This window comes from Geodermatophilus sabuli (assembly GCF_900215145.1).
Taxonomy (GTDB): Bacteria; Actinomycetota; Actinomycetes; order Mycobacteriales; family Geodermatophilaceae; genus Geodermatophilus; species Geodermatophilus sabuli.
In genome coordinates this window covers 457,183-481,844 of the sequence record NZ_OBDO01000001.1, presented here as the reverse complement: position 1 = coordinate 481,844, position 24,662 = coordinate 457,183, and the positions used below count along the sequence as shown (strand labels likewise).

Annotated in this window: 19 protein-coding genes; 2 read left to right on the top strand and 17 right to left on the bottom strand. The window is 70.0% G+C overall.

All coding sequences use genetic code 11. The features are described from left to right. Nucleotides 1-15: 15 nt before the first annotated feature. The 12 genes from CRP39_RS02315 to CRP39_RS02250 all read right to left on the bottom strand — a co-directional run bounded on the left by CRP39_RS02315 (nucleotide 16) and on the right by CRP39_RS02250 (nucleotide 15,511). Nucleotides 16-966 carry a trypsin-like serine peptidase gene (locus tag CRP39_RS02315; protein WP_216359579.1) on the bottom strand — a complete coding sequence of 317 codons (951 nt, stop codon included), beginning with the start codon at nucleotides 964-966 and terminating at the stop codon, nucleotides 16-18. 892 nt (nucleotides 967-1,858) lie between these two features. Further along, nucleotides 1,859-3,277 (bottom strand): Re/Si-specific NAD(P)(+) transhydrogenase subunit beta, encoded by a 1,419-nt coding sequence (gene pntB / locus CRP39_RS02305; protein ID WP_097203992.1) that lies wholly within the window; start codon nucleotides 3,275-3,277, stop codon nucleotides 1,859-1,861. Between the two features lie 11 nt (nucleotides 3,278-3,288). After that, nucleotides 3,289-4,824 carry a Re/Si-specific NAD(P)(+) transhydrogenase subunit alpha gene (locus CRP39_RS02300; protein WP_097203990.1) on the bottom strand — a complete coding sequence of 512 codons (1,536 nt, stop codon included), beginning with the start codon at nucleotides 4,822-4,824 and terminating at the stop codon, nucleotides 3,289-3,291. An 84-nt stretch (nucleotides 4,825-4,908) separates the two neighbouring features. After that, complete coding sequence (locus CRP39_RS26600) at nucleotides 4,909-5,700, bottom strand: NAD(P)-dependent oxidoreductase (protein ID WP_172442259.1); 792 nt, start codon at nucleotides 5,698-5,700, stop codon at nucleotides 4,909-4,911. An 80-nt stretch (nucleotides 5,701-5,780) separates the two neighbouring features. Continuing rightward, on the bottom strand, nucleotides 5,781-6,206 hold the full coding sequence (locus CRP39_RS02285; protein WP_097203986.1) for a carboxymuconolactone decarboxylase family protein: 426 nt from the start codon (nucleotides 6,204-6,206) through the stop codon (nucleotides 5,781-5,783). Nucleotides 6,207-6,285: 79 nt separating this feature from the next. Beyond that, the gene (locus CRP39_RS02280) at nucleotides 6,286-7,668 is read right to left on the bottom strand and encodes an NAD-dependent succinate-semialdehyde dehydrogenase (RefSeq protein WP_097203984.1); all 1,383 of its coding nucleotides are present in this window, start codon (nucleotides 7,666-7,668) and stop codon (nucleotides 6,286-6,288) included. 71 nt (nucleotides 7,669-7,739) lie between these two features. Next, nucleotides 7,740-9,392 (bottom strand): flavin-containing monooxygenase, encoded by a 1,653-nt coding sequence (locus CRP39_RS02275; RefSeq protein ID WP_097203983.1) that lies wholly within the window; start codon nucleotides 9,390-9,392, stop codon nucleotides 7,740-7,742. 87 nt (nucleotides 9,393-9,479) lie between these two features. Continuing rightward, a complete protein-coding gene (locus CRP39_RS02270; protein ID WP_097203981.1) occupies nucleotides 9,480-10,421 on the bottom strand; it encodes an alpha/beta hydrolase in 942 nt (313 codons plus the stop codon). Nucleotides 10,422-10,700: 279 nt separating this feature from the next. Continuing rightward, nucleotides 10,701-11,138, bottom strand: a complete 438-nt coding sequence (locus CRP39_RS02265; protein WP_097203979.1) for a universal stress protein — start codon at nucleotides 11,136-11,138, stop codon at nucleotides 10,701-10,703. A gap of 59 nt (nucleotides 11,139-11,197) precedes the next feature. After that, on the bottom strand, nucleotides 11,198-12,559 hold the full coding sequence (locus CRP39_RS02260; RefSeq protein ID WP_097203977.1) for an MFS transporter: 1,362 nt from the start codon (nucleotides 12,557-12,559) through the stop codon (nucleotides 11,198-11,200). Between the two features lie 161 nt (nucleotides 12,560-12,720). After that, nucleotides 12,721-13,782, bottom strand: coding sequence for an alcohol dehydrogenase (locus tag CRP39_RS02255; RefSeq protein ID WP_097203975.1), 1,062 nt, complete (start codon nucleotides 13,780-13,782; stop codon nucleotides 12,721-12,723). Nucleotides 13,783-13,858: 76 nt separating this feature from the next. Beyond that, nucleotides 13,859-15,511 carry a flavin-containing monooxygenase gene (locus CRP39_RS02250; RefSeq protein WP_097203973.1) on the bottom strand — a complete coding sequence of 551 codons (1,653 nt, stop codon included), beginning with the start codon at nucleotides 15,509-15,511 and terminating at the stop codon, nucleotides 13,859-13,861. A gap of 322 nt (nucleotides 15,512-15,833) precedes the next feature. Between CRP39_RS02250 and CRP39_RS27935 the strand changes: the two genes are divergently transcribed. Continuing rightward, nucleotides 15,834-17,696 (top strand): sigma-54-dependent Fis family transcriptional regulator, encoded by a 1,863-nt coding sequence (locus CRP39_RS27935; protein ID WP_097203971.1) that lies wholly within the window; start codon nucleotides 15,834-15,836, stop codon nucleotides 17,694-17,696. 57 nt (nucleotides 17,697-17,753) lie between these two features. Here the strand turns inward: CRP39_RS27935 and CRP39_RS02240 are convergent, their stop codons facing one another. The 4 genes from CRP39_RS02240 to CRP39_RS02225 all read right to left on the bottom strand — a co-directional run bounded on the left by CRP39_RS02240 (nucleotide 17,754) and on the right by CRP39_RS02225 (nucleotide 22,271). Next, entirely contained in the window at nucleotides 17,754-19,013 is a 1,260-nt protein-coding gene (locus CRP39_RS02240) for an acyl-CoA dehydrogenase family protein (RefSeq protein ID WP_097203969.1), read from the bottom strand. A gap of 112 nt (nucleotides 19,014-19,125) precedes the next feature. Further along, nucleotides 19,126-19,854: a 3-oxoacyl-ACP reductase FabG gene (fabG, locus tag CRP39_RS02235; RefSeq protein ID WP_097203967.1), complete on the bottom strand. Its 729-nt coding sequence runs from the start codon at nucleotides 19,852-19,854 to the stop codon at nucleotides 19,126-19,128. Nucleotides 19,855-19,881: 27 nt separating this feature from the next. Then, nucleotides 19,882-21,096, bottom strand: coding sequence for a CaiB/BaiF CoA transferase family protein (locus CRP39_RS02230; RefSeq protein ID WP_097203965.1), 1,215 nt, complete (start codon nucleotides 21,094-21,096; stop codon nucleotides 19,882-19,884). Continuing rightward, nucleotides 21,093-22,271 (bottom strand): acyl-CoA dehydrogenase family protein, encoded by a 1,179-nt coding sequence (locus CRP39_RS02225; RefSeq protein WP_097203963.1) that lies wholly within the window; start codon nucleotides 22,269-22,271, stop codon nucleotides 21,093-21,095. Before CRP39_RS02225 ends, CRP39_RS02230 begins: the two co-directional genes overlap by 4 nt. 95 nt (nucleotides 22,272-22,366) lie before the next feature. Between CRP39_RS02225 and CRP39_RS02220 the strand changes: the two genes are divergently transcribed. After that, complete coding sequence (locus CRP39_RS02220; RefSeq protein WP_097203961.1) at nucleotides 22,367-23,308, top strand: LysR substrate-binding domain-containing protein; 942 nt, start codon at nucleotides 22,367-22,369, stop codon at nucleotides 23,306-23,308. Between the two features lie 288 nt (nucleotides 23,309-23,596). Here CRP39_RS02220 and CRP39_RS02215 read toward each other — a convergent pair whose 3' ends face one another. Beyond that, nucleotides 23,597-24,517 carry an alpha/beta fold hydrolase gene (locus CRP39_RS02215; RefSeq protein ID WP_172442258.1) on the bottom strand — a complete coding sequence of 307 codons (921 nt, stop codon included), beginning with the start codon at nucleotides 24,515-24,517 and terminating at the stop codon, nucleotides 23,597-23,599. Nucleotides 24,518-24,662 lie beyond the last annotated feature (145 nt).

The window sequence follows — 24,662 nt, the reverse complement described above, 5'->3', positions numbered from 1 at the left end:
GTGCTCCAGCCGGGGTCAGACATTCCGCCACGCCAGCAGGTTGTTGAAGACCTCGCCGGTGACGCGCACCGCCTTGTTCGGACAACCGCCGTAACCGTGGATGCCGACGACGTGCCGCTGGTTGTTGAGCAAACGCCACACCGCACTTCCGCTCTGGCCACCGAATGTGTCGATCATGTACGACAGCCGCCGCTGCGTGGCCTGGGTCACGGTCCCTGCGTTGAACCACTGCGTACCGAATGGCTTGTCCCCGGGGTAACCGGAGGTGTTGACGAACAGATTCTGGTACGAGGCGTCCGAGAGGGCCGCGAAGCCGAAGAACCCGACGGTGTTCCCCAGGTCGGCAGTGGGCAGCACGATCGCACCGTAATCGTATTCCGGATCGGTGTTGTTCACCCAGCCATTCGTGCTGCGGAAGGAGTTCCCGACCTGGGAGCCGAACGGGCGACTTGCGCCGTCCATACCAGGGATCACCTCGATCTGACGCGCCCAGCCGCCATTGGCCCTGCTGAACACGACGTGCCCGGCAGTACCGACGGTGCGCGGCCCGAGAAACCAACCCGTACCCCTCGCTCCAGCGCCGTCCGGATACGTGACGAGGAGCTCACAGATCCAGCGCCAGGGGATGCTCGTACACGGCGAGATCCGTACACGGTCATCGTTCCCGCATACCGTCTCGGGCTCCTCGAAAGCCAGCGACTCGGCGGGAGGCAGAGAGCTCAGGGCAGGGCTGATCTGTACCTGCTCCGACAGTGTCGACTCTGCACTGACGTCCCTGCTGAAACCCGAAGCCAGTTCCAGCAGCCCACTCTGACCCTCGAAGCTGTCCGCCACCATGGCGGCAGCCGATTCAGCAGCTCCTGCGCCACCGGACACCGACTCGTGCCCGCTGACGGGCATGGGGCCGGGAGCCTGACCCGATGTGCCGCCGTCGTCGGGACCTGATACTGACTGATGGTCGCTCATGTCCGTCTCCTGGGAATGGCTGGACCGTCAGACCGTGAGCAGAGTGCACCCTCACGTCTTCCGGTGTGCTCGACTTCTCTGTCCGACCATGCAACCGCGGCGCCCGTCACGGCGCCGTCACCGGTGCGTCAAGACGACGCAACTCTGTGTTCGGCCCAGTCGACGTCGCCCCGTTCCGCACAGATCAACGGGGATCCGGCGCTCCCTTGCTCTCGATCTGGAGCGACCGCTTCGCGACTCCTCAGTGAAATTCAGCGGACCGTCGGCCGGCCACTGGTGAGGGTGTATCCCACCCGAGATCGTGGAGGGTTCCCTGTGCCGCTGCTCGGGTGAGGGGCAGTTCCACAGTTGGTCGGGGACGGGTCCCGGCCGCGCCGTGTCGGCGCTGGTGCTTGAAGAACCCGTAGCACCAGTCGATCACTACCGCGCGAGCCTTCGCGGTGCTGTCGAACTCACGCCGGGACAACCCCTAGCGGGCCGGGTCGTTCTTCCCGTCGCTGCTGTCATCCCGACGTGTGGACGTGCACGGCGTCGGCCAGACGTCGTGTTCCTCGTGCGCCCGGCGAGGGAGGGCCATGGGCTTCTCCTCCGGCACCTTCGGCAGCTCGGCCCCCGTGGACTCTCCCCGGGGTGGCCCGCAGACCGTGGGTGACGCCGTCCCGGTGTCCGAGGAGGCGAGTCGTCGTTGAGTTCCTCAGCGATGTGGCGGGAGGCCTACGACGTCGCCGAGCGCGCCCTGCCTCCACGGTCGGAGCACCTCGTCCGCACGCCGACGGGGCAGGGCTCGTGCGGCTGACGCAAGCCCGCGATCTGCCGGCCCGGGCGTGGCACCTGGTGGACCTCCCCGCGGGCAGTGACGCCAGCTCCAGTGCTCGACCGGTACACCTACGTGCTAGAGAGCATGGAGGATGTCCTCCACGCGTTCCTTGGCGTCGCCGAAGAGCATGGCGGCGTTCTCGCGGAAGAAGAGCGGGTTCTGCACGCCGGCATAGCCCGAGGCCATGGAGCGTTTGAACACGATCACGTTGTCGGCGTTCCAGACGGTGAGGACCGGCATGCCGGCGATGGGTGAACTCGGGTCTTCGGTCGCCGCCGGGTTGACGGTGTCGTTGGCGCCGATGACGAGCACGACAGCGGTGTCGTCGAAGTCGTCGTTGATCTCGTCCATCTCGAGCACGATGTCGTACGGCACCTTCGCCTCGGCCAGCAGCACGTTCATGTGTCCGGGGAGGCGGCCCGCCACCGGGTGGATGCCGAAGCGGACGTTGACGCCTCGTTCCCGTAGCTTCCGGGTCAGCTCGGCCACGCCGTACTGCGCCTGCGCGACGGCCATGCCGTAACCGGGGGTGATGATCACCGAATCGGCGGCGGCCAGGAGGTCGACCACACCGTCGGCGGTGATCTCCCGGTGTTCGCCGTAGTCCTCGTCCGAGGCGGGGCCGGCTTCGACACCGAAGCCGCCGGCGATGACGGAGATGAACGACCGGTTCATCGCCTTGCACATGATGTAGGACAGGTAGGCACCGGAGGAGCCGACCAGTGCGCCGGTGACGATCAGCAGGTCGTTCTCCAGCAGGAACCCAGATGCCGCAGCTGCCCAGCCGGAGTAGCTGTTCAGCATCGACACCACGACCGGCATGTCGCCGCCACCGATCGAGGCCACCAGGTGCCACCCGAGGAGCAGCGCGATCACGGTGACCACGACCAGCAACCACAGTGCGGGATCGATCACGAACCACGTGGTGAGGACGGCGAACGCGACGAGTGCGCCGAGATTGAGCAGGTTCTTGCCGGGCAGCATCAGCGGGCTGGACTTGATCCGCGCCGAGAGTTTGAGGAACGCCACGATCGAGCCGGTGAAGGTGACTGCGCCGATGAAGACGCCGATGACCACCTCGGCGTGGTGGATCCCCAGCGTCTCGATGTCCTGGAGGCGCGACGCCTCGGCGCCGTCGGGATCAGCTTCGACGTGGAGGTAGCCGTTCCAACCCACCAGCACCGCGGCCAGCCCCACGAAGGAGTGCAGAACGGCGATCAGCTCGGGCATGCCGGTCATCTCCACGACACGAGCACGCCACAGCCCGATCGCCGCGCCGACCGCCGTCGCGCCGACCAGGAACCCCAGCCCAGCGCCGTCGATCCCGTGGTCCACCGCCAGCGCGACGGTCGCGACCAGTGCGAGGACCATGCCCGCGATGCCGAAGGTGTTGCCGGCCTTGGCGGTCTCGTGCTTCGACAGGCCGGCGAGCGCGAGGATGAAGAGCAGGGCGGCAACGACGTACGCCGCCTGCGCGGCGAGCTCCACGGTCATGAGTGGGCCTCTCAGCTTCTCGAGAACATCGCGAGCATGCGACGGGTGACCGCGAAGCCACCGAAGACGTTGATGCTGGCGACGAGGACTGCGACCGTGGCCAGACCGGTGATCAGCGCGCTGTTGGACCCGCCCTGACCGATCTGGAGGAGCGCTCCCACCACGATGATCCCGGAGATCGCGTTCGTCACGGACATCAGTGGCGTGTGCAGGGCATGGTGCACGTGCCCGATGACGTAGTAGCCGATGACGATCGCGAGCACGAAGACCGTCAGGTGGCCCAGCAGCGCCTGCGGCGACAGGGCCGCCAGCACGAACAGCACTGCGGCAGCCACGCCCACGACCGCGTACCGGCGCTGGGGCGACACCGGCTGCTTCGCATGCGACGTCACCGGCGGGGCAGCGGCCGCCGCGGCAGGAGGCGCTGCCGACACCTGGACCGGTGGCGGGGGCCACGTCAGCTCGCCGTTGCGCACCACGGTCATCGACCGCTGGACGACGTCGTCGAAGTCCAGCACCAGGCGGCCGTCCTTCTCCGGCGTCATCAGCTTCATCAGGTTCACGAGGTTCGTGCCGTAGAGCTGCGAGGCCTGCGCCGGGAGCCGGCCGGCCAGGTCGGTGTAGCCGATGATCGTGACCCCGTTGGCGGTGCGCACCGCCTGGTCCTTGACGGTGCCCTCCACGTTGCCGCCGTTCTGCGCGGCCATGTCGACGATCACGCTGCCCGACTTCATCGACGCCACCATGTCGGCGGTGACGAGCCGCGGTGCGGGGCGCCCGGGGATCAGCGCGGTGGTGATCACGATGTCGACGTCCGCACACTGTGCGGCGTACAGCTGCACCTCGCGGGCCTTGTAGTCCTCGCCCATCTCCTTGGCGTAGCCCGTCGCCGAGACCTCGACCTCGGGCGATTCGATCGACAGGTACTCACCGCCCAGGGACCTCACCTGGTCGGCGACCTCCGGCCGGGGATCGGTGGCTCGCACGACGGCGCCCAGGCTCCCGGCAGCCCCGATGGCGGACAGGCCGGCGACCCCCGCCCCTGCGACCAGCACCTTGGCCGGGGGAACCTTGCCGGCTGCCGTCACCTGACCGGTGAAGAAGCGACCGAAGACGTGCGCCGCTTCCACCACGGCCCGGTACCCGGCGATGTTGGCCATCGAGGACAGCACGTCCAACGACTGGGCCCGCGAGATCCGCGGGACCGCGTCCATCGCCATCGCGGTGATCGGCCTCCGCGCCAGGTCCGCCACCAGGTCGGGGGTCAGACCAGGCGCCAGCAGGCTCACCAGGGTCGCCCCCGGCTTGAGCCGGTCCAGCTGCTCGGCCGAGGGAGCGTTCACGCCGAACACGACATCCCCGTCGGACCAGTCCGCGACCTTGGCGCCGGCCGCGACGTAGGCCTCGTCCGAGAAGCTCGACGCCTCACCGGCCGCGGGCTCGACGACGACCTCGTAGCCGAGTTTCAGCAGCTGCGCCACCGTCGTAGGCGTCGCGGCGACCCGGGTCTCGCCCGGGCGCGCCTCCTTGAGCACTGCGATGAGCATGGGACCTCCAGAGCGGGGACGACGCCGGAGATGGGTCGACCCGCCGATCGGCTGTGGTGTCGGGGGGGCACCGCCCCTGCGGGATCAGGCCGGGTCGGGGCCTGTGCCGAGCAGCTCCCGGGCCCGGAGGACCGCCTGCTCGACGTCGTCGTCCAGGTCTCCGGTGGGCAGCGATGGGATCTCACCCCGGAGCAGACCGACGTCCTTGAGCAGCAGGTCGTACTGGACGTCGATCAAGTTGTCGCTCATCCAGCTCTGTCCGGTGGACACGCCGATCACCTCGAAGAAGTCCTTGGCAGGCACTCCGAGCTCCGCCGCCAGGTTGAGCATCCGGGCGGTGGCGGTCAGGTTGTATGTGGCCAGGGCGTTGTTGAGGAGTTTCACCAGAGCCGGCTGACCGTAGGACTGCATGCGGAACACGCGACCCGAGGTGTCGGCGAGGAGGCTCTCCTCCGTATCCGTCGGAGCCGGTCCGGCGAGGAAGATGGTCATCGTCCCCTGACGTGCGCCCTGGGGGCCGCCGGACACCGGCGCCTCGAACACGCGCCAGGAGTCGGGAGCGGAGGAGAGGACCCTCCGGGCATCTCCCGGTGCCAGCGTGGTGTGGACGAAGACGGTCAATGGTTGCGCTGCGTGGTGCTGGAGCGACCCGAATGCGGAGGAGACCTGATCCGCCGTCCGCACGGCGACGTGGACGCTCTCCACGGCCGGCCAGTCGACGGCTGCCAGGTCGTCGCCGGCCGGCGAGTCGGTCTCCGCTGACCACTCGCGGACGCGATCCGCGTTGAGGTCGTAGCCATGAACGCGCCTCCCGAGCTCGGCGAGGTGCGCACCGATGTTCCCGCCGATGGGACCGAGTCCTATTGCCAGATGCACTTGGGGTTCCTCCCCGGATCGAGAAGCTCGAGAAGCAGGTGTGGCCGCGCGTGCCCATCGGGCAGCAGGCAGGCAGTGGCTCAGTCCGCGCCGGCGTCCGCGTTCCTCTCTGCCATGACCTCCTTGAGGAGACTCAGGGCGTTGAGGACACGGGGGAAGCCGACGTAGGGGATGCAGTGGATCAGGGTGCCGATGATCTTCTCCCTGGTCAGCCCCACGTTGAAACCGACGTTGATGTGCAGTTTCAGCTGCGGTTCGATACCCAGGCCCGTCAGGGTGGCGATGGTCACCATCGTCTGTTCCTGCTGGGTCAGGCTCGTGCGGGAGTAGATGTCGCCGAAGGCGAACGACACGATGTAGTCCGACAGCTCCGGGTCCAGGTCCCTGTAGGACTCGACGAGCTTCGCGTGGTCGAAGGTGCCGGACTGCTCGGTGGAGACCAGTTCCATCATGCGGTCCATGCCGCGCTGGAAACGATCGATGTTCTGGGCGTCGTCCTGGGTCATGCTGTCCTTCTTCCACCGATGAGGGCCGGATCCCGGTCAGGCGGCGAGGACGGCGCGATCGCGTCCTCCACAGGGCGAGTCATGACCCCGCCCGAGCGTTTCTGACGAGCTTCTTGTTGGCGAACTCGTTGAAGCCGAACCGGGCCAGCTCCCGGCCGAAGCCCGAGCGCTTGACGCCGCCGAAGGGCAGGTCCGGGGCACTCCTGCTGGTGCTGTTGATCCACACCATGCCGGTCTCCAGGGACTCGGCGATCTGCTGCGCCTTCTCGTCGTCGCTGGTGAACACGCTGGAGGACAGCCCGTAGGGCGAGTCGTTGGCCAGCTCGATCGCGTCCTCGATGGAGTCGAAGCGGTACACGACGCCGGCCGGGCCGAACAGCTCCTCGCTGTAGGCGCGCATCCGGGAGGTCACGCCGCCCAGGAGGGTGGGCCGGTAGAAGGCACTCTCCTCGCCCGTCCGTCCGCCGCCCAGCAGCAGCTCCGCGCCCTGGGAGACGGCGTCCTCCACCAGCTCGTCCAGCTCGCCTGCCGCGGATGCCGACGAGAGCGGCCCCATCTTCGTGTCCGTGCTCGTCGGATCGTCGGGGGTCCAGCCGGCCATCTGGTCAACCAGCCGGCGGACGAACTCGTCGTACACCCCGGCCTGGACCAGGAAGCGCTTCGACGCGGTGCAGGCCTGGCCCCCGTTGGCGAGCCGGCCGGTGGCGGCGGCCGCCGCGGCGGCGTCGATGTCGGCGTCGTCCAGCACGATCACGGGATCCGATCCGCCGAGCTCCAACACGCACTTCTTCAGGTTCCGCCCGGCCACCTCTGCGACCGCGGCACCGGCCTTCTCCGAGCCGGTCAGGGAGACACCCTGGACCCGCGGGTCGGCGATGGCGTCGGCCACCTGGGCGGAGGAGATGAACGCGTTGAGATACACCCCGTCCGGGAGCCCGGCCTCGGTCAGCACCCGCTCGACGACCAGAGCCGACTGGGGGCAGTTGCGGGCGTGCTTGAGGATGACGGTGTTGCCCAGGGCGATGTTGGGGGCGGCGAAGCGGGCCACCTGGTAGTAGGGGTAGTTCCACGGCATGACGCCCACGAGCGGGCCGATCGGCTCGGTGCGGACCACGGCCGTGCCGGGGCCCGAGATCTCCAGGGGCTCGTCGGCCAGGAACTCCTCGACGTGGTCGGCGTAGTACTGGTAGATCGAGGCGACCAGCGCCACCTCACCCTGGGCCTGGGCGGCCGGCTTGCCCATCTCCAGGGTCAGCAGGGCGGCGAGCTCCTCGGAGCGCTCCCGGTGGATCTCCGCGGCTCGGCTCAGCACCGCACGCCGCTCGTCCGGTGAGGTGGTGCGCCAGGACCGGTAGGCGGCGTCGCTGCGGGCGATCAGGTCCTGCAGCTCGGCGTCCGAGATCTCCTCGTACGTCGCGAGCGTCTCGCCGGTGGCGGGGTTGGTGGTGGTGTAGAGACCCATGAACGTCCTTCTGCAGGAGATGAGGGGCGCCACCGGTCTGATGGCGCCCCTTGCGACAGCGCGGCGGGCGGTCAGGCCGAGACCGGCTCCTTGGCCGTGGTCAGCTCGAAGCCGCGATAGCCGCTCTTCGCGACGTCGTCGAGGATCGTGCGGTAGTTGCCCAGCCCGCCCAGGTAGAACAGGACGGACGGCTTCTTGCCCGGGATGTTCGCGCCGAAGATCCACGAGTCGATCTTGGTGAAGAGGGTCATGTTGGCGATCTCCGTGCAGGTGTCGGTCCAGTCGGACACGGTCTGCTCGGCGGGCTCGATCGCCTGAACGCCGTTGTCCTCGCAGTACTTGACCGCATCGCTGATCCACTCCACCTGGGTCTCGATGCTCGGCGGCAGGTTGGTGAAGGGGCCGTTGGGGCCCAGCACCATGAACCAGTTGGGGAACTTGGCGGTGGCCATGCCCAGGTAGCTGTTCGGCTGGCCGCCCCAGTGGTCGTTGAGGTACAGACCGTCGCGGCCCCGGATGTCCATGCGCCGGTAGTTGCCGTCCACGGCGTCGAACCCGGTGGCGAAGATCAGCGCGTCCAGCTCGTGCAGCTGGTCGTCCTCGGTCACCACGCCCGACTCGGTGATCACCCGGATCGGGTTCTCCTTGATGGCGACGACGTCCACGTTCGGCTGGTTGAAGGCCTCGTAGAAGCCGTTGTCGCAAAGCGGGCGGCGGGCGTAGAGCCCCGTCGGCATCAGCTTGCGAGCCTTCTCCGGGTCCTTGATGATCTCGCTGACCTTGGCGCGGATGAAGGCGGCGGCGGTCTCGTTGGCCGCCTCGTCCGTGGCGATGTCCCCGAAGGTGGCGAACATGAACCGGAAGCCGCCGCCCTTCTGCCAGGCCTCCTCGTAGACGCGGTTGCGCTCCTCCTCGGAGACGCTCATGGCGGGGACGGTGCTCTCCTCGAAGCCGAAGGCCACGGCGGAGTTCTTGACCTGCTCCCAGATCTGGTCGTAGTCGGCCTTGATCGCGTCGATCTCCTCCTGCGTCACCGGCCGCTTGCCCACCGGCACGGAGTACTGCGGGGTGCGCACGAAGACCGTCAGGTGCTCGACCTTCGGCGCCAGCTCGGTGACGACCTGCTCACCGGTGGAGCCGGTGCCGATGACGCCCACGCGCTTGCCGGTCATGTCCTTGCCCTCGGGCCAGGCGCCGGTGTGGAGGACGTCGCCCTCGAACGTGTGCAGGCCGGGCAGCTTCGGGAAGTTGATGGCCGAGAGCAGGCCCACCGCGTTGACCACGTACTTGGCACGGAACACGTCGCCGGCCTCCGTGGTCACCTCCCACAGGCCCTCCCGGTCGAGGTAGACGGCGGTGGTGACCTCGTTCTTGGCGCCGAACCGGAAGTGACGGCGCAGGTCGAAGCGGTCAACGACGCCCTCGAGGTACTCGAGGATCTCGGGTTGGGTGATGTAGGTGTGCTTCCAGGTGCCGTCCTGCAACAGGTCCCTGTCGAAGGAGTACCGGTACAGGTGGCTCTCCGTGTCGGAGAGGGCACCGGGATAGCGGTTCCAGGTCCACGTGCCGCCCGGACCGTCGGCCTTGTCGAAGCCGATCACGGACAGGCCGAGCTCGTTGGCGAACTTGTGGACGGCGTAGATGCCACCGAAGCCGGCACCGATCACGATGGCGTCCACGGTCTGCGGGTGGAGCTGGCTCTGGGGGTGCAGCGGTGCGGTCATCTGGACTCCTTGGTCATGGGAGGACGACGTGCTGGTCGAGAAGGCGGGGCCGCGCGATCGAGTGATCCGCCGCGCGGCACCGGACGGTCAGCGGCCCTGGCGGTACCAGTCGCTGATGCGGGACAGCTCCTGGTCCACGACCGTCGACCGGCCGGCCAGGAACGGGAAGACGTGCTGCTGGCCCTCGCCGATGGACAGGGTGACGTCCACACCGGCGGCCTTGGCGCGCTCTTCAATGCGGTGGGCGTTGTCCATCAGGGCCTCCGCGCTGCCGGCGTTCATGTACAGCCGGGGGAAGCCGGTGAAGTCGGCGTAGAGGGGGTTGGCCAGCGGAGTCGTGGGGGCCACGCGCTCACCGAGCACCCCGGCGATCATGCCCTCGAGCAGCTCGCGGGTGATCAGGGCGTCGGTGTCGTTGTTGCTGGTGAGGGTCTCCCCCTTGTTCTCCATGTCGACCCACGGGGAGAAGGCGATGACCTGGCCGGGGGTCGGCTTCCCCTGCTGCTGGAGGGCCAGCGGGATGGCGATGGCCAGGTTGCCGCCCGCCGAGTCGCCGATCGTGGTGATGTTCCTCGGCTCGATGCCCGACGCGACCAGCGCGTCGAACACGGCCACGCCGTCCTCGACCTGCGCCGGGTGCGGGTGCTCGGGGGCGCGGCGGTAGTCCAGCACGAAGCTGACGGCGCCCAGGGTCTTGGCCACGTGGGCGGCCAGCTTGCGGTGGCTGGCGGCCGAGCCGACCGCGAAGCCACCGCCGTGGCTGTACAGCAGGACCTGGGACTCGTCCGCACCCACCGGCAGGCACCAGATGCCCGGCACGCCGCCGACGGTGTCCTCGCGGTAGGTCACGCCCTCCGGCTCGACGGTCGGCTGGTGCCACTCATCGAAGATGGCGCGGAACAGGCGCATGGACAGGTCCGGCGTGGTCGCGATGATCTGGGACCAGTCGGCGTACAGGTCGCGGAGCCTGTCCTGGCCCTCGGCACCGGTCGGGTCAGTGGTGGCGCCTGCGGAGGTGTCGGTGGTCATGGGGTCGCCCTTCGGTGTGGTCCCGGACCGGTTCTGGACCGGGATGGTGGCGGCGCGGCCGCGATCGGCTGCCCTGCGGGGACCGCTCCCTGTGATGGCGGCCACGTGTCATCAACGTAGGAGGAGGTCCGAGTGCCGAGGTGTTCCGATGTGGAACAGTCCGGGACTCCCCGGCATCGATGCCGCAGTTCCCCGTCCGGGTCCTCCCGGGAGCGCCTGGTGACACGATGTGGAGCGCTGCGGCACGGCTGTCGTCCACCGCGCCGGAGACGTCCACGGTCAGGGCACCAGCAGGACGGAGCGGGCCGGATGCCCCCGGATCACCTGCTCGGCCACCGTCGACCCACGGTGGTGCGGGTGACCGAGGACGATCAGATCGGCGTCCAGCTCCTCCGCTCGCTGGAGGATGACGGCCGCGATGTCGTGCTCGGTGGCGTTGACGAACTCCCCGTGCACGGCGACCCCCGCTGCGGCGAGCCGGTCGACGGCGCCCTGCACCATCGTGTGCTCTCCGGTGGCCACGTCGTCATCGCCCTCGAGGACGCCGAGCCCCGACCCGGCGGTGATGTCCTGGACGACCACGTGGCCGCGCGCGACGTGGAGGAGGTGGACCGTCCCACCGGTCATCTTCGCGAACCGGCTCGTCCGGTCCAGGAAGTCGTCGGGCGAGCCCGGCGACACATCGATGGCTGCGAGTATCCGGTCGTACACGGTCATCACCACGCTCTCGACGGTTGTCGACCCGGGTCGTCGCCGTCGCGGTCCCGGGACCGGTCCTAGGTGGCCTTCGAGACTCCGGTGGCGACCGGGACCGCGGGCTCGACGGGGACGGGGTGGAGGTCGGCCGCACGGTGGGCGCGCGGGACCATCAGCGTCAGGACGGCGCCCAGGAGCGCCAGGCCGCCCAGCACGTAGAACGATCCGTTCACCGAGAGACCGGCGGCCAGGAGCAGACCGCCCAGCAGGGGGCCGCTGGTACCGCCCAGCCGGCCGAACCCCGCAGCCCAGGCCACCGAGGCGCCCCGCATCTTCGTGGGGAAGTGGTTGGCCACCAACCCGTAGATCATGATCGACGTCCCGGTGGTGCCGAGGCCGACGACGGCGACGAAGGCCAGGCGCACGGCCAACGGCAGGTCGAACGTCAGCAGGACGATGGAGACGGCCCCGATCAGGAAGGAGGCCGCGATGACGAGCTTCGGCCCGAACCGGTCGGCGAACCGGGACCCGGTCAGCGCCCCCACGATCGCGCCGCCGCTCAACACGAGCAGGAAGGCCAGCGAGCCCTTGGCGTTGAACCCCGACCGTTCCATCAGGGCCGGCAACCACGTGTTGAGGTAGTAGTTGAGGAACTGCGCGAGAGCGCTGAGGATCCCCGTCAGCACGGTCGCGAACCAGAACGTGCGACTGAACAAGCCGGCGAAACCGGCCCGTTCCGCGGACGCCGCCGCGGGGACGCTGACCGGCATCGGCATGCCGGTCCGCTCGGAGACCTCCCGGGCCTCCTCGACCCGCCCCCGGGCGACCAGCCACGACACGGACTCGGGCATCTTCAGGAACGCCAACGGCAGCAGGGTGAGGATCGGCAGCGCGCCGATCATGAACATCCCGCGCCAGCCGATGAGATCCAGCAAGAGGATGGCGATGAAGGCACCCAGCAGACTCCCCAGCGGGACGCCCGAGTAGGTGATGGCGTTGCAGAGGTTCTTCTTGCCGGGAGGGGCGAACTCGGCGACCAGGGCGCCGGTGGTGGCGATCAGCGCGCCGATGCCGAGGCCGGTGAGGAATCGCCACAGGCCGAACATCGCGGTGCTGCTCGTCAGCGCGGTGACCAGCATGCCGATGGAGAACCACGCGTAGGCGGTGAGCATGACCCTGCGGCGGCCGACGATGTCGCCGACGGCTCCGGCGATCAGGGCGCCGACCAACATCCCCAGCAGGGCATAGCTGCCCAGGGTCCCCCCCAGAGCGGGCGTCACCTGCCCGATCTGATCGGGGTCGTCCAGGAAGATCGGCAGCACCACGCCGTACACGACCAGGTCGTAGCCGTCGAAGATCAGGCCGACGGTGGCGAGGGAGACGACCCACACCACCGTTCGCCTGCGTCGTGCGTCGTGCTCGGTGGCTGTGGTTGCAGTCATCGCGGATTTCTCCTTCGAGCTGCGCCGTGCGAAGAGCATGGCGCTCGGTGGGGGTGCAGGGAAGTCAGTCGGCGCTTGCGCCGGAGCCGGCGTGGTGGCGTCGAGGCCGTGGAGCCCGGCTGGTGCGATCAGCTGCCGGCGGCCGGGGGTGGCGGCTGGGCTCACGCGCTGCTCAGCACGATGCGGCCGGCCACTCCCCCGGCCGCCAGCCGGTCGAGGGAATCGGTGACGCCCTCGAGATCCAGCTCCCCGGCGATGACCGGGATGCGCGGGATGCGGCCCTGCTCGGCCAGCTCCAGCACCTCGTGCAGCTCAGACAGCGTGCCGACGAAGCTGCCCTGGACCGTGACCATCTTCAGCGCGAGGAGCGCCGTCGGGATCGTCAGCTCGCCGCCGAAGAGGCCGACCTGGACCATGGTCCCGCCCTTGGCGAGCACCTCGAAGGCGGCTGAGGCCGTCTGCTCGTTGTTGACGAAGTCAATGACGGCAACCACAGGCGCCCCGACCGCCTTGCGCACGTCACCGGCCAGGTCGTCGCCCGTGACGGCCACGGACGTCGAGGCGCCCAGCCCCCGGGCCACCGCCAGGTTGCCCTCCTCGCGGTCCACGGCGCAGACCGCGCGGTGGCCCAGCGCGTGCAGCGTGGCGACCGCCGTCAGGCCGACGCCCCCGACGCCGATGACCACGACCGGGGAGTCGGGCGGGAGCGGCAGGACCTTCGAGACGGCGCCGTAGGCGGTGAGGCCCGAACAGGCCATTGTGGCGGCCCAGTCGGGGTCGAGGTCCCCGATGTCGAGCAGGTACCGGGGGTGCGGGACCAGGATGCGGTCGGCGTACCCGCCAGGGCGCGCGACTCCGAGGTTGCGCCCGGCCGGGCACGCGTTCTCGCGCCCGGCGAGACAGGCGGCGCACTCGCCGCACCCGATCCAGGGGTAGACCAGCCGGGTGCTGCCGAGCGCCACGCCCTCGACGTCCGGACCTGCCGCCTCGACGACCCCGACCACCTCGTGGCCCATGGTCAGCGGATAGGGCACACCCCGGTCGGTCAGCCGGAGCTTCCCGCGCCGTCCGAGGTCGTAGTAGCCGGCCCGGAGGTGGGTGTCGGTGTGACAGACCCCAGAGCGGGAGACGCGCAGCAGCACCTCCGTGCCCTGGGGTGTCGGGGTGGGGAACTCCATCTCGGACAGGGCCGTGCTGCCCTCGGGGACTGCGAATGCGCGCATGGGATACCTCATTCGGGACGGTGCGGTGGTCGACGTGTTGGGGAGGGCGTACGGCGCGGGCTGCGCCGCGGCCGGGTCAGGCCGCTGCCTCGACGGGCACCTCGGTGAACTCGAACCCGCGGAAACCGTCGTCCGCGACCTCGGCGAGCTGGGCGCGGTAGTTGGCGAGCCCGCCCATGTAGAACATGACCGTCTGGGTCTTGCCGGGGATGTTGGCTCCGAAGATCCAGGAGTCGACCCTCGGGAAGAGGGTCATGTCGGCGATGGTGCGGCAGGTCTCGGTCCACGCCCGCTCGGCCTCGGTGGACGCCTCGACGGCGGTCCCCCGCTCCTGTGCCTCCGCGACGAGCGTGCCGATCCACTCCACCTGGGTCTCGATGCTCGGCGGCAGGTTGGTGAAGGGGCCGTTGGGACCCAGGATCATGAACAGGTTCGGGAAGCCGGCGGTGCTGGTCCCGAGGTAGCTCGCGGGGCCCTCCGCCCACGCCTCGTTGATCGACCGTCCCCCGCGGCCGCGCAGGTCCATGGCGAGGTAGTTGCCGTCCACGGCGTCGAAGCCGGTGGCCAGGACGAGCACGTCCAGCTCGTGGGTCCGGCCGTCGGCGGTCCGCAGTCCGTCAGGGGTGATCTCGACGATGGGGTGCGCCTTGATGTCCGCCACCGAGACGTTGTCGCGGTTGAACGTCTCGTAGTAGTGGTTCGCGCACAGGGGACGGCGGGCGTAGAGGTCGGTCGGCGTCAGGATGCGGGCCTTCTCCGGGTCCTCGACGATCTCCGAGATCTTGGACCGGATGAAGGAGGCGGCGGCCTCGTTGGCGGCCGGGTCGGTGGCGATGTCGCAGAACGTGCCGAACATGAAGCGGAACCCCCCGCCGATGTCCCAGTTCTCCTGGAACACGCGCTGCCGCTCCTCCTCGGAGACGCTCATCGCGGGGACGGTGCTCTCCTCGAACCCGAAGGCCACCACCGAGTTGCGCACCTGGTCCCAGATGGAGTCGTAGTCCCGCTTGATCGCGGACACCTCCTCCGGGCTCATCGCCCGGTCACCGGCGGGCACGCTGTACTGCGGGGTGCGCATGAAGACGGTCAGGTGCTCGGCCTCGGGGGCGATGGCCGAGATGACCTGCTGGCCGGTCGAGCCGTTCCCGATCACCCCGACCCTCTTGCCACGGAGGTCGTGCTCCTCCGGCCAGGCACCGGTGTGGATGATCTCGCCGGCGAAGGTGTCGATGCCGGGGATGTCCGGCATGTTGATCTTGGAGAGCAGGCCGAGCGCGGTGACGACGTAGGTCGCGGTGACGGTCTCGCCGCGGTCGGTGGTGACGGTCCAGGAGTTGGTGTCCTCGTCGAAGACCGCTGCGGTGATGCCCGTGTCGAGCTGGATGTCCCGGGCCAGGTCGAAGCGGTCCACGACGTGCTCGAGGTAGGCCAGGATGTCGGTCTGCTTGAGGTAGCGGGTCGACCAGTCGTAGTCCTGCAGCAGCTCCCGGTCGAAGGAGTAGCGGTAGACGAACCCCTCGGTGTCCGAGAGGGCCCCGGGGTAGCGGTTCCAGTGCCACGTGCCGCCGACGCCGCTCGCGCGGTCGTAGGCCCGGACGGTGAGGCCGAGCTCGTTGCGCAGCTTGTGCAGCATGTAGATGCCGCCGAAGCCGGCGCCGATGACGATGGCGTCGTAGTCCACGTGGGAGCCGCGGGGGATGGTGGCGCCGGGGGTGCTCAGGGGGGTCATGGTTCCTCCGGGGATCGGTCGGGCGGATGGCGTTCAGGCATCGGGGGATCGCCCTCAGGCGATGGACCGCTTGGCGATGCGGGGCTGGAGCGCTGTCCCGGCGGCTCCGGTGGCCTGCCGCGTCTCCCGTGCTGCTGTGATGAGCGACACTAGGTCTGCGCTGGGCAGCCGACGTGTTCCGTTTTGGAACAGGGCCTGGAGCGCGGACGACAGCGGCGCGGGGTCCAGCGCGACGATCCATACGGCGCGGGTATCGATCCGAGACCGACTAGGTCTCGGCTGTCATCTATGAGTCGCGTGACGGCCGTTACATACTGGACAGATGCCGAGCGACCCGTCCGAGGCGGCGTCGAGCGTTCCGCGCCGCAGGCTCGCGGAAGCCGACGCGGTCCGGTCCGCGAAGGAGACGCTGATCTCGCACGGCCTCGTGCTGAGCGGGGAGCCGCACCTCGACTGGCTGCCCGGGGAGATCGACCGCAGCTGGCGGCGCTCCATCAGCGCCGGAGCGACCCGTGAGCCGGGCTCGTTCCACTACGTCAACGAGTTCGACGCCGACAGTGAGGTGAGCCGGGCCGCGCGGCCGGTGCTCGACCGCCTGGCGGCGATGCTGCAGGACATGGGTACCGCGATCTTCCTGGCCGACAGGACGGGCCAGATCGTCGGCCGCCGGGTCACCGGCCGCAGTGAACAGGTGCGGTTCGACAACGCGTGCGCCGCCGAGGGCTTCGACTTCTCCGAGGAGAGCATCGGCACGAACGGGCTCGGTACCGCCATCCGGGAGGCGGGCGCGGTCTTCGTGCGCGGCCCGGAGCACTACAACCAGGCACTGGAGGACCTCGCCTGTGCGGGTGCAGGCATCCGGCACCCCGTCACGGGTCGCCTCGTGGGCTCGCTGTCCCTGGCCGCACCGGCGGATGCAGCGGAGACGATGATGCTGGCGATGGCCCGCGAGGGCGCCCGGCAGATCGTGGACAACCTGAGCGCGACCGTCGGGCGGCGCGAGGTCGCCCTCGGGCGCAGCTACCGACGGCACCGCGACAAGGGCCCGGTGATCGTGCTCAACAGCGACACCGTGATGACCAACGTCACCGGGCTGTCGTTCCTCAACGTCGAGAGCCATGCACGCCTCTGGGACTCGCTGGTCTCCCAGGACTGGTCCCGAGGGCCGTGCGTCCTGGATCTGGACCTCCAGACGTTGCAGGCGCAGGTCCTTGCCCACCGGCTCGACGACCTCGGCGACGAGACGGCCTTCGCCGTCGAGATCCTGCACCGCCGGCGTCCCACCGTGACCCGGCCACGCCTGGCCGCGCTCCCCCTCAGCGACGACCCGTTCGTCGTCCAACTGCAGCGCGCAGCCGCCCGGAGCACGGCCGCGCTGTCGGTCACCGGCCCGAGCGGTTCGGGCAAGCGGCACGTCGCCCTGGCGTGGCTGCGCTCGACCGGCCATCCCGAGCCCCTGGTGCTGGACGCGGGTGACCTCGAGACCCACCCGTCGTGGCGACGCGAGGCGAAGGAGGCCCTGGACTCGAACCGCGCAGTCCTGCTCCGGCGGCTCGAGGACCTGCCCGTGAGCCAGGTCAATACCGTCAAGGCCCTCAGCGAGGCGGTTCCCCGTGCCGCCGCTCCCGACGACTCGAGCGCCTCGACCGCGAACCGCCGGCCGCAGGCGCGACTGGTGGTCACCGCCGACATGAGCCGGTGTTCCGCCGCGACGCTGGGCGCGCTCTCGCACGTCGCCCCCGGCGCCGAACTCCCCCCGCTGGCGAGCCGGGGGCGGGAGATCCCGGGGCTGGTCGACGCGCTCCTGAAGCGGATGGACACCGCGCGCCGCCCGGTCCTGTCCGCGGCGACCATGCAGGTCCTGCTGAGGTGGGACTGGCCCGGCAACGTGACGGAGCTCCGGAGCCTGCTCGAGGACCTCGCCCGGGAGTTCCCCGGCCGGCCCGTCAGCCCCTACCACCTTCCCGAGCGCATGTGGGACGCGGCGAACCGGCGGACGTTGACGCGGATCGAGTCGGCCGAGCGGACCGAGATCGTCGCGGCACTCCGTCAGGCCGACGGCAACCGGTCGGCAGCGGCGGGCCTCCTCGGCATCGGTCGCACCACCCTGTACCGCAAGCTGCGGGCCCTGGGCATCGACGAGGACGCGCTGCTGCCCGCGGCAGCGCAGCCCACCGCCGGCTGACCCTTCGTCGTCACCCCCCGTCGGTCCTCGCGGGACGGAAGGGGGGTGACGGGGCGGTCACGAGAAGGCCGGGATGCCGGTGATGGAGCGGCCCAGGATCAGCGACTGCATGAAGTCGGTGCCCTCGTAGGTGTGCACCACCTCCATGTCCGTCAGGTGGCGGGCGACGTGGCGCTCCAGCAGCAGTCCGTTGCCGCCGAGCAGGTCGCGGGAGTCGCGGCAGATCGCGCGCCCCCGGTCCGCGCAGAACATCTTCGCCAGCGACGCCTGCTCGCCGGTCAGCCGGCCGCGGTCGTGCAGGACGGCGGTGCGCAGGCAGATCAGCCGCATCGCGGTGAGGTCGGCGAGCATCGTGGCCAGCCTGTTCTGCACCAGCTGGTAGGAGGCCACGGGCCGGCCGAACGAGTGTCGCTCCTGGGTGTAGGCGACCGCTGCCTCGTACGCCGCCGCGGCATGCCCGAGCGCCTCCCAGGCCACGGTGGTCCGGGTGGAGGCGAGGACCTGCGAGGCGTCGCGGAACGACCGCGACGCGGCCAGCCTGTTCGCTACCGGCACGCGCACCGCATCGAGGGTGATGTGGGCCTGGTCGATCGCCCGCTTGCCGATCTTGTGCTTGATCGGCTCGGCCGTGTAGCCGGTCGGGTGGTTGCCCTCGCCGTCCTTCTCGACGACGAACGCCTTGACGTGGCCGTCGGCCTCGTCGCGCGCCCAGATGATGACCACGTCGGCGAGGTGACCCAGGCCGATCCAGCGCTTGGCTCCGTCGAGGACGTAGTCGTCGCCGTCGCGGCGGGCCCTGGTCTCCAGCTTGACCGAGTCGGAGCCGTGGTCGGGTTCGGTGAGGCCGAACGCGCCCAACGCGTCGAGCGTGGCGAGGCGGGGCAGCCAGCGCTCCTTCTGCTCCTCGTCGCCCAGGCGGTCGATCGTGCCGATGACCAACCCCGACTGGACGGCGTTGAGGGTGTTGATGCTGCCGTCGCCCCGGGAGAGCTCGTAGGCCACGAGCCCGGTCTGCAGCCGCGTGAGGCCGGGGCAGCCGTATCCCTCCGCCGAGGTGCCGACGATCCCGGTCCGGGCCAGCGGAGCGAGAACGTGCTCGGGGAACTCGGCCTTCTCCCAGTGGTCGTTGATGCAGGGCAGGACCTCGGTCTCGACGAACCCGCGCACCCGCGCGGCAATGGCGCGGTCGTCGTCGGACAGGTCGCCCTCGAGCTCGTACGGATCGCCGGCCGCGGCCGGCGGGAGCGACGCGGCTTCCGGGCGTCCCTCCCGGAGTGCTACCGGGGTGTGGGCCGGGATGGTGTCGCTGGCGCTCATTGGTCGTCGTCCTCTCGGGAGATCGGCGCACGAGCGCCGACGGGTGGTGCAGGTGGACGGGTGCCGTCGTCGACGGCAGGCGCCGGTGGGCGGCGGACCCGGCGAGCGGCGCTCACATGTACCGGCCCCCGGTCACCTCGGCGACCGTGCCGGTCATGTAGGACGACAGGTCCGAGGCGTAGAAGAGGGCGACCGAGGCGACCTCCTCGGGCTCACCGGCCCGCTGCATCGGGATCTCCGCCATCTTCTGGTCCCATGCCTTCTGCGGCATCGCCTCGGTCATGGCCGTCCGGATGAGCCCGGGCTGGATGACGTTGACCCGGACGCCGAGGTGCGCCACCTCCTTGGCGGCCGCCTTGGAGAGGCCGACGATTCCGGCCTTGGCCGCGGAGTAGTTGGTCTGCCCGACGAAGCCGACCTTCCCCGAGATCGAGGACAGGTTGATGATCGAGCCGCCGCCGGACTCGCGCATGACCCCGGCGGCCAACCGCGTCCCGTTCCAGCAGCCGCGCAGGTGCACGTCGATCACCTGGTCGAACTGCTCCTCGGTCATCTTCCGCATGGTGGCGTCGCGGGTGATGCCGGCGTTGTTGACCATGACGTCGAGCGATCCGAACGAGTCCGTGGCCGCGGCGAGGAGCCGCGCCACGTCGTCGGAGGCGGTGACGTCGCAGCGGACGCCGATCGCATCGCCGTCCAGCGCTGCCGCGGCTTCCTTGGCCCTGGCCTCGTCGAGGTCGCCGATGACGATCCGGGCCCCGTTGGCGGCGAAGGTGCGGGCGATCGCCAGCCCGATGCCCTGGGCGGCTCCGGTGATCACAGCGGTGCGTCCGGTCAGCATGGTGGTCCTCTCGGTGGTGGTAGGCGGTCAGAGCGCCGGGGCGGTTCGGCAGTGCTCGGCCTGCAGGGCGACGCCGCGGCTGATGGCGTCGTCGGCGGTGGCGGGGTCCATGCCGGACTCCACGAGGAGGGCGTGGGTGTGCTGCCCGAGGGCGGGGACGTCGCCCATCCGTGCCTCGACGTCGGTGAACGTCGCGGGGGGCAGGAGTGCCTCGACCGGCGCGTGCTCGGTGCCGACCGGCCGCCATCGGTCGCGGGCTCGCAGCTGTGGGTGCTGCACGACCTGGTCGAGCTCCTTGACCTGGGCGGCGGGGATGCCGGCCGCGGCCAGCCGGACGTCCAGGTCCGCGGTGGTCCACTGGGCCGTGCGGGCCGCCACGAGCGCGTCGCACTCGGCGCGGTGCCGCACCCGCTGCACGTTGGTGGCGAAGCGCGGGTCGTCGGCGAGCTCGGGGATGCCGAGCACCTCGGTGACCAGCGTGCGCCAGCCGCTGTCGTTCTGGACGCCGATCAGCACCTGGCCGTCCCGCGTGGGGAACGCGTCGTACGGCGCGATCGAGCTGTGGCTCAGCCCCATCCGCGGAGGCTGGCTGCCGGTGTGCATCTGCGTGTACAGGGCATGGCCCATCCACTCGACCGTGGCCTCGAGCATGGACACCTCGACGGTGGCCCCCTCCCCCGTGCGCCAGCGGCGCAGCAGCGCGGCGAGGACCGCCTGGGCGGCGTACATGCCGGAGGCGATGTCCGCCGTGGGGATGCCGGTCTTGACCGGGGCCTCGGGCGTGCCCGTGATCGAGATGAGTCCGGCCTCGGCCTGGACGAGCATGTCGTAGGCCTTGCGTTGCTCCATCGGTCCGCCGGTGCCGTACCCGGAGAGGTTCACCACCACCAGCTCGGGCCGGGCCGATCGGAGCTCGCCGGCGCCGAGACCCAGCCGCTCCGCCGCGCCGGGGGCGAGGTTCTGCACGAAGACGTCGGCACGTTCCACCAGGCGCCGGACGACCGCGCGCCCCTCGGCGCTCTTGAGGTCGACGGCGATCGACTCCTTGCCGCGGTTGAGCCAGACGAAGTGCGCTCCCGTGCCGTGGACGACGTGGTCGTAGCCGCGGGCGAAGTCGCCGCCGTCCACGCGCTCCACCTTGATCACCCGGGCGCCGAGGTCGGCGAGGTTCCGCGTGGCCAGCGGGGCGGCCACGGCCTGTTCGAGGGCGACGACGGTGACGCCGTCCAGCGGGTGGGTCACGCCGCCTGCTTCCGGGCCGCGCGCACCAGGCCGCCGCCGATGACGAGGCGCTGGATCTCGCTCGTGCCCTCGTACAGGCGCAGCAGGCGGACGTCCCGGTAGAGGCGCTCGACGGGCACCTCACGCATGTAGCCGTTGCCGCCGTGCACCTGGACCGCCAGGTCGGCCGCCTTGCCGGCCATCTCGGTGCAGTACAGCTTGGCGGCCGAGGGGGCGATCCGCCGGTCCTCGCCGGTGACGTAGAGCCGAGCCGCTTCGCGGGCGAGGGCGCGACCTGCGAGGACGCCGGTCTGCTGGTCGGCGAGCATCGCCTGCACCAGCTGGAAGTCACCGATCGGCGTGCCGCCCTGCGTCGCCGACGCGGCGTAGGCGACCGACTCGTCCAGCGCCCGTTGCGCACACCCCACCGCGAGGCCGGCGATGTGGATGCGCCCGCGGGCCAGCGAGGTCATCGCCGCGCGGTACCTGACCTCGCCGTCGCCGCCGACCAGCGCCTCAGGACCGACCCGCACCCCGGCGAACGTGACGTCAGCGGTGCGCGAGCCCTCCTGGCCCATCTTGGCGTCCTTCACCCCCACCTCGACGCCGGGCGTCGTGGCCGAAACGAGGAAGACCGCGATGCCGCTGCCGGCATCGGGGGCGGGCCGGAGGCGGGCGAAGACCACGAACAGGTCCGCGTCGGTCGCATTGGTGATGAACCGCTTGCTGCCGTCGATGATCCAGCCGTCGCCGTCCGCCGTCGCCGTGGTCCGGAGGCCGGCGGGGTTGGAGCCGGCGCCGGGCTCGGTGAGCGCGAAGGAGGCGACGACGTCCCCGGCGGCGAGCCCGGGCAGCCACCGCGCCTTCTGCTGCTCGGTCCCGAAGCCGACGAGCACCTGGCCGGCGATCCCGTTGTTGGTCCCGAACATGGAACGGAACGACAGGGACGTGTAGCCGAGCTCCATGGCGATCTCGACGTCCTGGACCAGGTCGAGGCCGAGTCCACCCCACTCCTGCGGGATCGCGTACCCGAACAGGCCCATCTCGGCCGCGCTGGACCGCAGGTCGTCGGGGATGGCGTCGGTGGTCATGATCTCGAACTCGCGGGGCACGACACGGGTGCGGACGAAGTCCCTGATCTGCTTGAGGACGTCCGCGAACACGTCCTCGGGGACGTCGGGGTTACCGCTGTACATGGCGTCCACTGTGGCGGCACGATTCAGATCAGTCCAATACTCAGTCGGTCGCCGTGTGATACTCCCAGCGCAAGAGTGCCGACGAGTGGGATCGCATGGACATCGGGCAACTGAGGGCGTTCCTGGCTGTAGCCGAGGAGCTGCACTTCGGGCGGGCTGCCCAGCGGCTCCACGTCGCTCAACCACCGTTGAGCCGCACGATCAAGCAGCTGGAACGCGAGCTCGGGACGTCCCTGTTCGATCGGAACACCCGATCGGTTCGGCTCACCTCGAGCGGGCAGGCGCTCATCGACCCGGCCAGGGAGGTGCTCGAGGCGCTGCGCCGGGCCGAGGCGGCGGTGCGGTCCGCCGACGATGGCGAGGTCGGCCTCGTCCGGATCGCGTTCGCCGGGTTGTCCACCCATCCCCTTGTCGCCCGGCTCGCCCGGGTGGTGCGGTCGAAACGCCCCGGGATCCAGCTGGAGCTGTCCAGCCAGAACTTCGCTCAGCCGGCGATGAAGAGGCTCGTCCAGGGCCACACCGACATCGCCCTGGGGCGCTGGGACGTCATCCCCGCCGAGGTGTCGGCACGGGTGGTGATGCGCGACTCCCTCGTCGTGGCTCTGCCCGACACCCACGAGCTGGCGAGGGCGTGCCGGCTGTCGATCGCACGGCTCGCCGACGAGGGTTTCGTGTCGCTCCCGCCGCACGAGGGCGCCGTCCTCCCCGACCGCCTGCGGCGGCTGGCGCACGAGAACGGCTTCGTACCCGGGATCGTTCAAGTGGCACCGGACACCCAGACGGCGCTGGCGCTGGTCAGCGCGGAGGTCGGCTGTCACCTGACGTTGGCCTCGGTGGCGGACAACGCCACGAATCCCCACGTCGTCTTCGTCCCGCTCGACGAGTCGGCCCCCGACGTGGACCTGAGAGCGGCGTGGCGCCGCGACGACCGGAACCCGGCACTCAGAGCGGTGCTGGACGAGCTGCTCACGCTGGACGACGCGGCTCCCCGACCGAGCCCCCCGGATCAGGTCGTCGATCGACTCGTTGGCCGGTGACGGTTGGACCAGTCGACGTAGTCGAGGGTCTCCCGCTCGACGTGCTGAGCCCGCGCCGAGGGCTCAGGAACCACATCAGCTCAGACTCGTGAAGACCGATCTGCGATTCCGCCAGGTAGTTGTCGTAGGCGCTCGTCCGGCGTCGCTGACGGCCTCATCTGTCCCACCCTGCTCCGACCGGGAGACGGTTCGGGAGCGTCCCTGACGCCACCCGAGCGAGGTCGCTGTTCGGTCGCCCGTTCGGCGTACCGGTCGCTCGGCCGGCCTGCGGCAGGGCTGCGCGTCGATCTACCCGCTCAGGATCCGCCGGACGAGGACGTGCATCGCACCTCCGGGCTGCGCAGCTCTGAGATCGGCGGACCGCAAGGCCCGCTTGGCCTCTGCCATGGTCACGGCGCGTCCGGTGCGCCACGGCTCACTTGTCCGGTGTTCGCGAGCCATGAGGAAGTCGTTGATCGCCACGACCGCGCGCCCAGCCTCGTGATGGAGCAGCAGATGCCCCTCCCGCTCGGTGACGAGCAGGCGTGCCTCGGGTATGCGACTTGCGAGAAGACAGCTGTTCGCTGCGGGGATGATCGGGTCGTCACTCCCGTGCACGACCAGAGTCGGCTGGGTGATCGCGGGAAGGCGCCGAAGACTCGATGACGTGTTGGCCGCTATCAGCTGACCGTAATACGCCAGCACATCCGGGCGGTGTGCCTGCCTGAGCTGAGCACTGTGCCGAACGAACTCCGGCTCTCGCTCCGTGGGCCCGCTCGTGAAGCGACTGGTCACCGCGAGATACGACTTCGAGTAGTACCGCAGAGGCGTCGACAACGCAGCCATCGCCAGCGGACGTCCGAAGGCGGCACCGCCCCCGGTGCTCGTTGCCACCAGCACCAGTCTCCTGACCAGGTCCGGGCGGGCGGCGGCCAGATGCTGAGCCACGATCCCGCCGAACGAGTATCCGACGACATCGACCTCGGCGTGCTGGAGTTCCTCCAACAACTCCTCGACGATGCGGACGAACGCGTCGATCGTGTGACTCCTCAGAGGAGGTGCCGGCGACTTTCCCAGGCCGGGCCAGTCGAACACGATCGTGGCGCCCTCCAGCTCCCTCAGCAGCGGCGCCCACATCATGTGATGGGCGCCGAGACCGTTGAGGAGCAACACCGGTCTTCCTTGCCCTCGCTGCTGCACGAACAACGTGCTGTCGGTCGCTGCGGCCATACCTAGGCTCCCGCTCTGCACCGAGGAGGAGCGCCTGCTGCCCGGTTCGATGCTCCGGCGGGCAACGCACATCGAGGACGAGGTTGCTCTCCAGCGTCGAGCGCCCGTCGCCACGGGGACCGCTGTCTCAGATCCACTCCTCCGG

Coding starts and splice junctions, on each gene's coding strand:
- CRP39_RS02280 (WP_097203984.1), bottom strand. CDS start 7,668: ATGGGTCTCTACACCACCACCAACCCCGCCACCGGCGAGACGCTCGCG.
- CRP39_RS02255 (WP_097203975.1), bottom strand. CDS start 13,782: ATGCGCGCATTCGCAGTCCCCGAGGGCAGCACGGCCCTGTCCGAGATG.
- CRP39_RS02240 (WP_097203969.1), bottom strand. CDS start 19,013: ATGAGCGCCAGCGACACCATCCCGGCCCACACCCCGGTAGCACTCCGG.
- CRP39_RS02265 (WP_097203979.1), bottom strand. CDS start 11,138: ATGACCGTGTACGACCGGATACTCGCAGCCATCGATGTGTCGCCGGGC.
- CRP39_RS02250 (WP_097203973.1), bottom strand. CDS start 15,511: ATGACCCCCCTGAGCACCCCCGGCGCCACCATCCCCCGCGGCTCCCAC.
- CRP39_RS27935 (WP_097203971.1), top strand. CDS start 15,834: ATGCCGAGCGACCCGTCCGAGGCGGCGTCGAGCGTTCCGCGCCGCAGG.
- CRP39_RS02300 (WP_097203990.1), bottom strand. CDS start 4,824: ATGCTCATCGCAGTGCTCAAGGAGGCGCGCCCGGGCGAGACCCGGGTC.
- CRP39_RS02285 (WP_097203986.1), bottom strand. CDS start 6,206: ATGACCCAGGACGACGCCCAGAACATCGATCGTTTCCAGCGCGGCATG.
- pntB (WP_097203992.1), bottom strand. CDS start 3,277: ATGACCGTGGAGCTCGCCGCGCAGGCGGCGTACGTCGTTGCCGCCCTG.
- CRP39_RS02260 (WP_097203977.1), bottom strand. CDS start 12,559: ATGACTGCAACCACAGCCACCGAGCACGACGCACGACGCAGGCGAACG.
- CRP39_RS02275 (WP_097203983.1), bottom strand. CDS start 9,392: ATGACCGCACCGCTGCACCCCCAGAGCCAGCTCCACCCGCAGACCGTG.
- CRP39_RS02220 (WP_097203961.1), top strand. CDS start 22,367: ATGGACATCGGGCAACTGAGGGCGTTCCTGGCTGTAGCCGAGGAGCTG.
- CRP39_RS02215 (WP_172442258.1), bottom strand. CDS start 24,517: ATGGCCGCAGCGACCGACAGCACGTTGTTCGTGCAGCAGCGAGGGCAA.
- CRP39_RS02315 (WP_216359579.1), bottom strand. CDS start 966: ATGAGCGACCATCAGTCAGTATCAGGTCCCGACGACGGCGGCACATCG.
- CRP39_RS02225 (WP_097203963.1), bottom strand. CDS start 22,271: ATGTACAGCGGTAACCCCGACGTCCCCGAGGACGTGTTCGCGGACGTC.
- CRP39_RS02270 (WP_097203981.1), bottom strand. CDS start 10,421: ATGACCACCGACACCTCCGCAGGCGCCACCACTGACCCGACCGGTGCC.
- fabG (WP_097203967.1), bottom strand. CDS start 19,854: ATGCTGACCGGACGCACCGCTGTGATCACCGGAGCCGCCCAGGGCATC.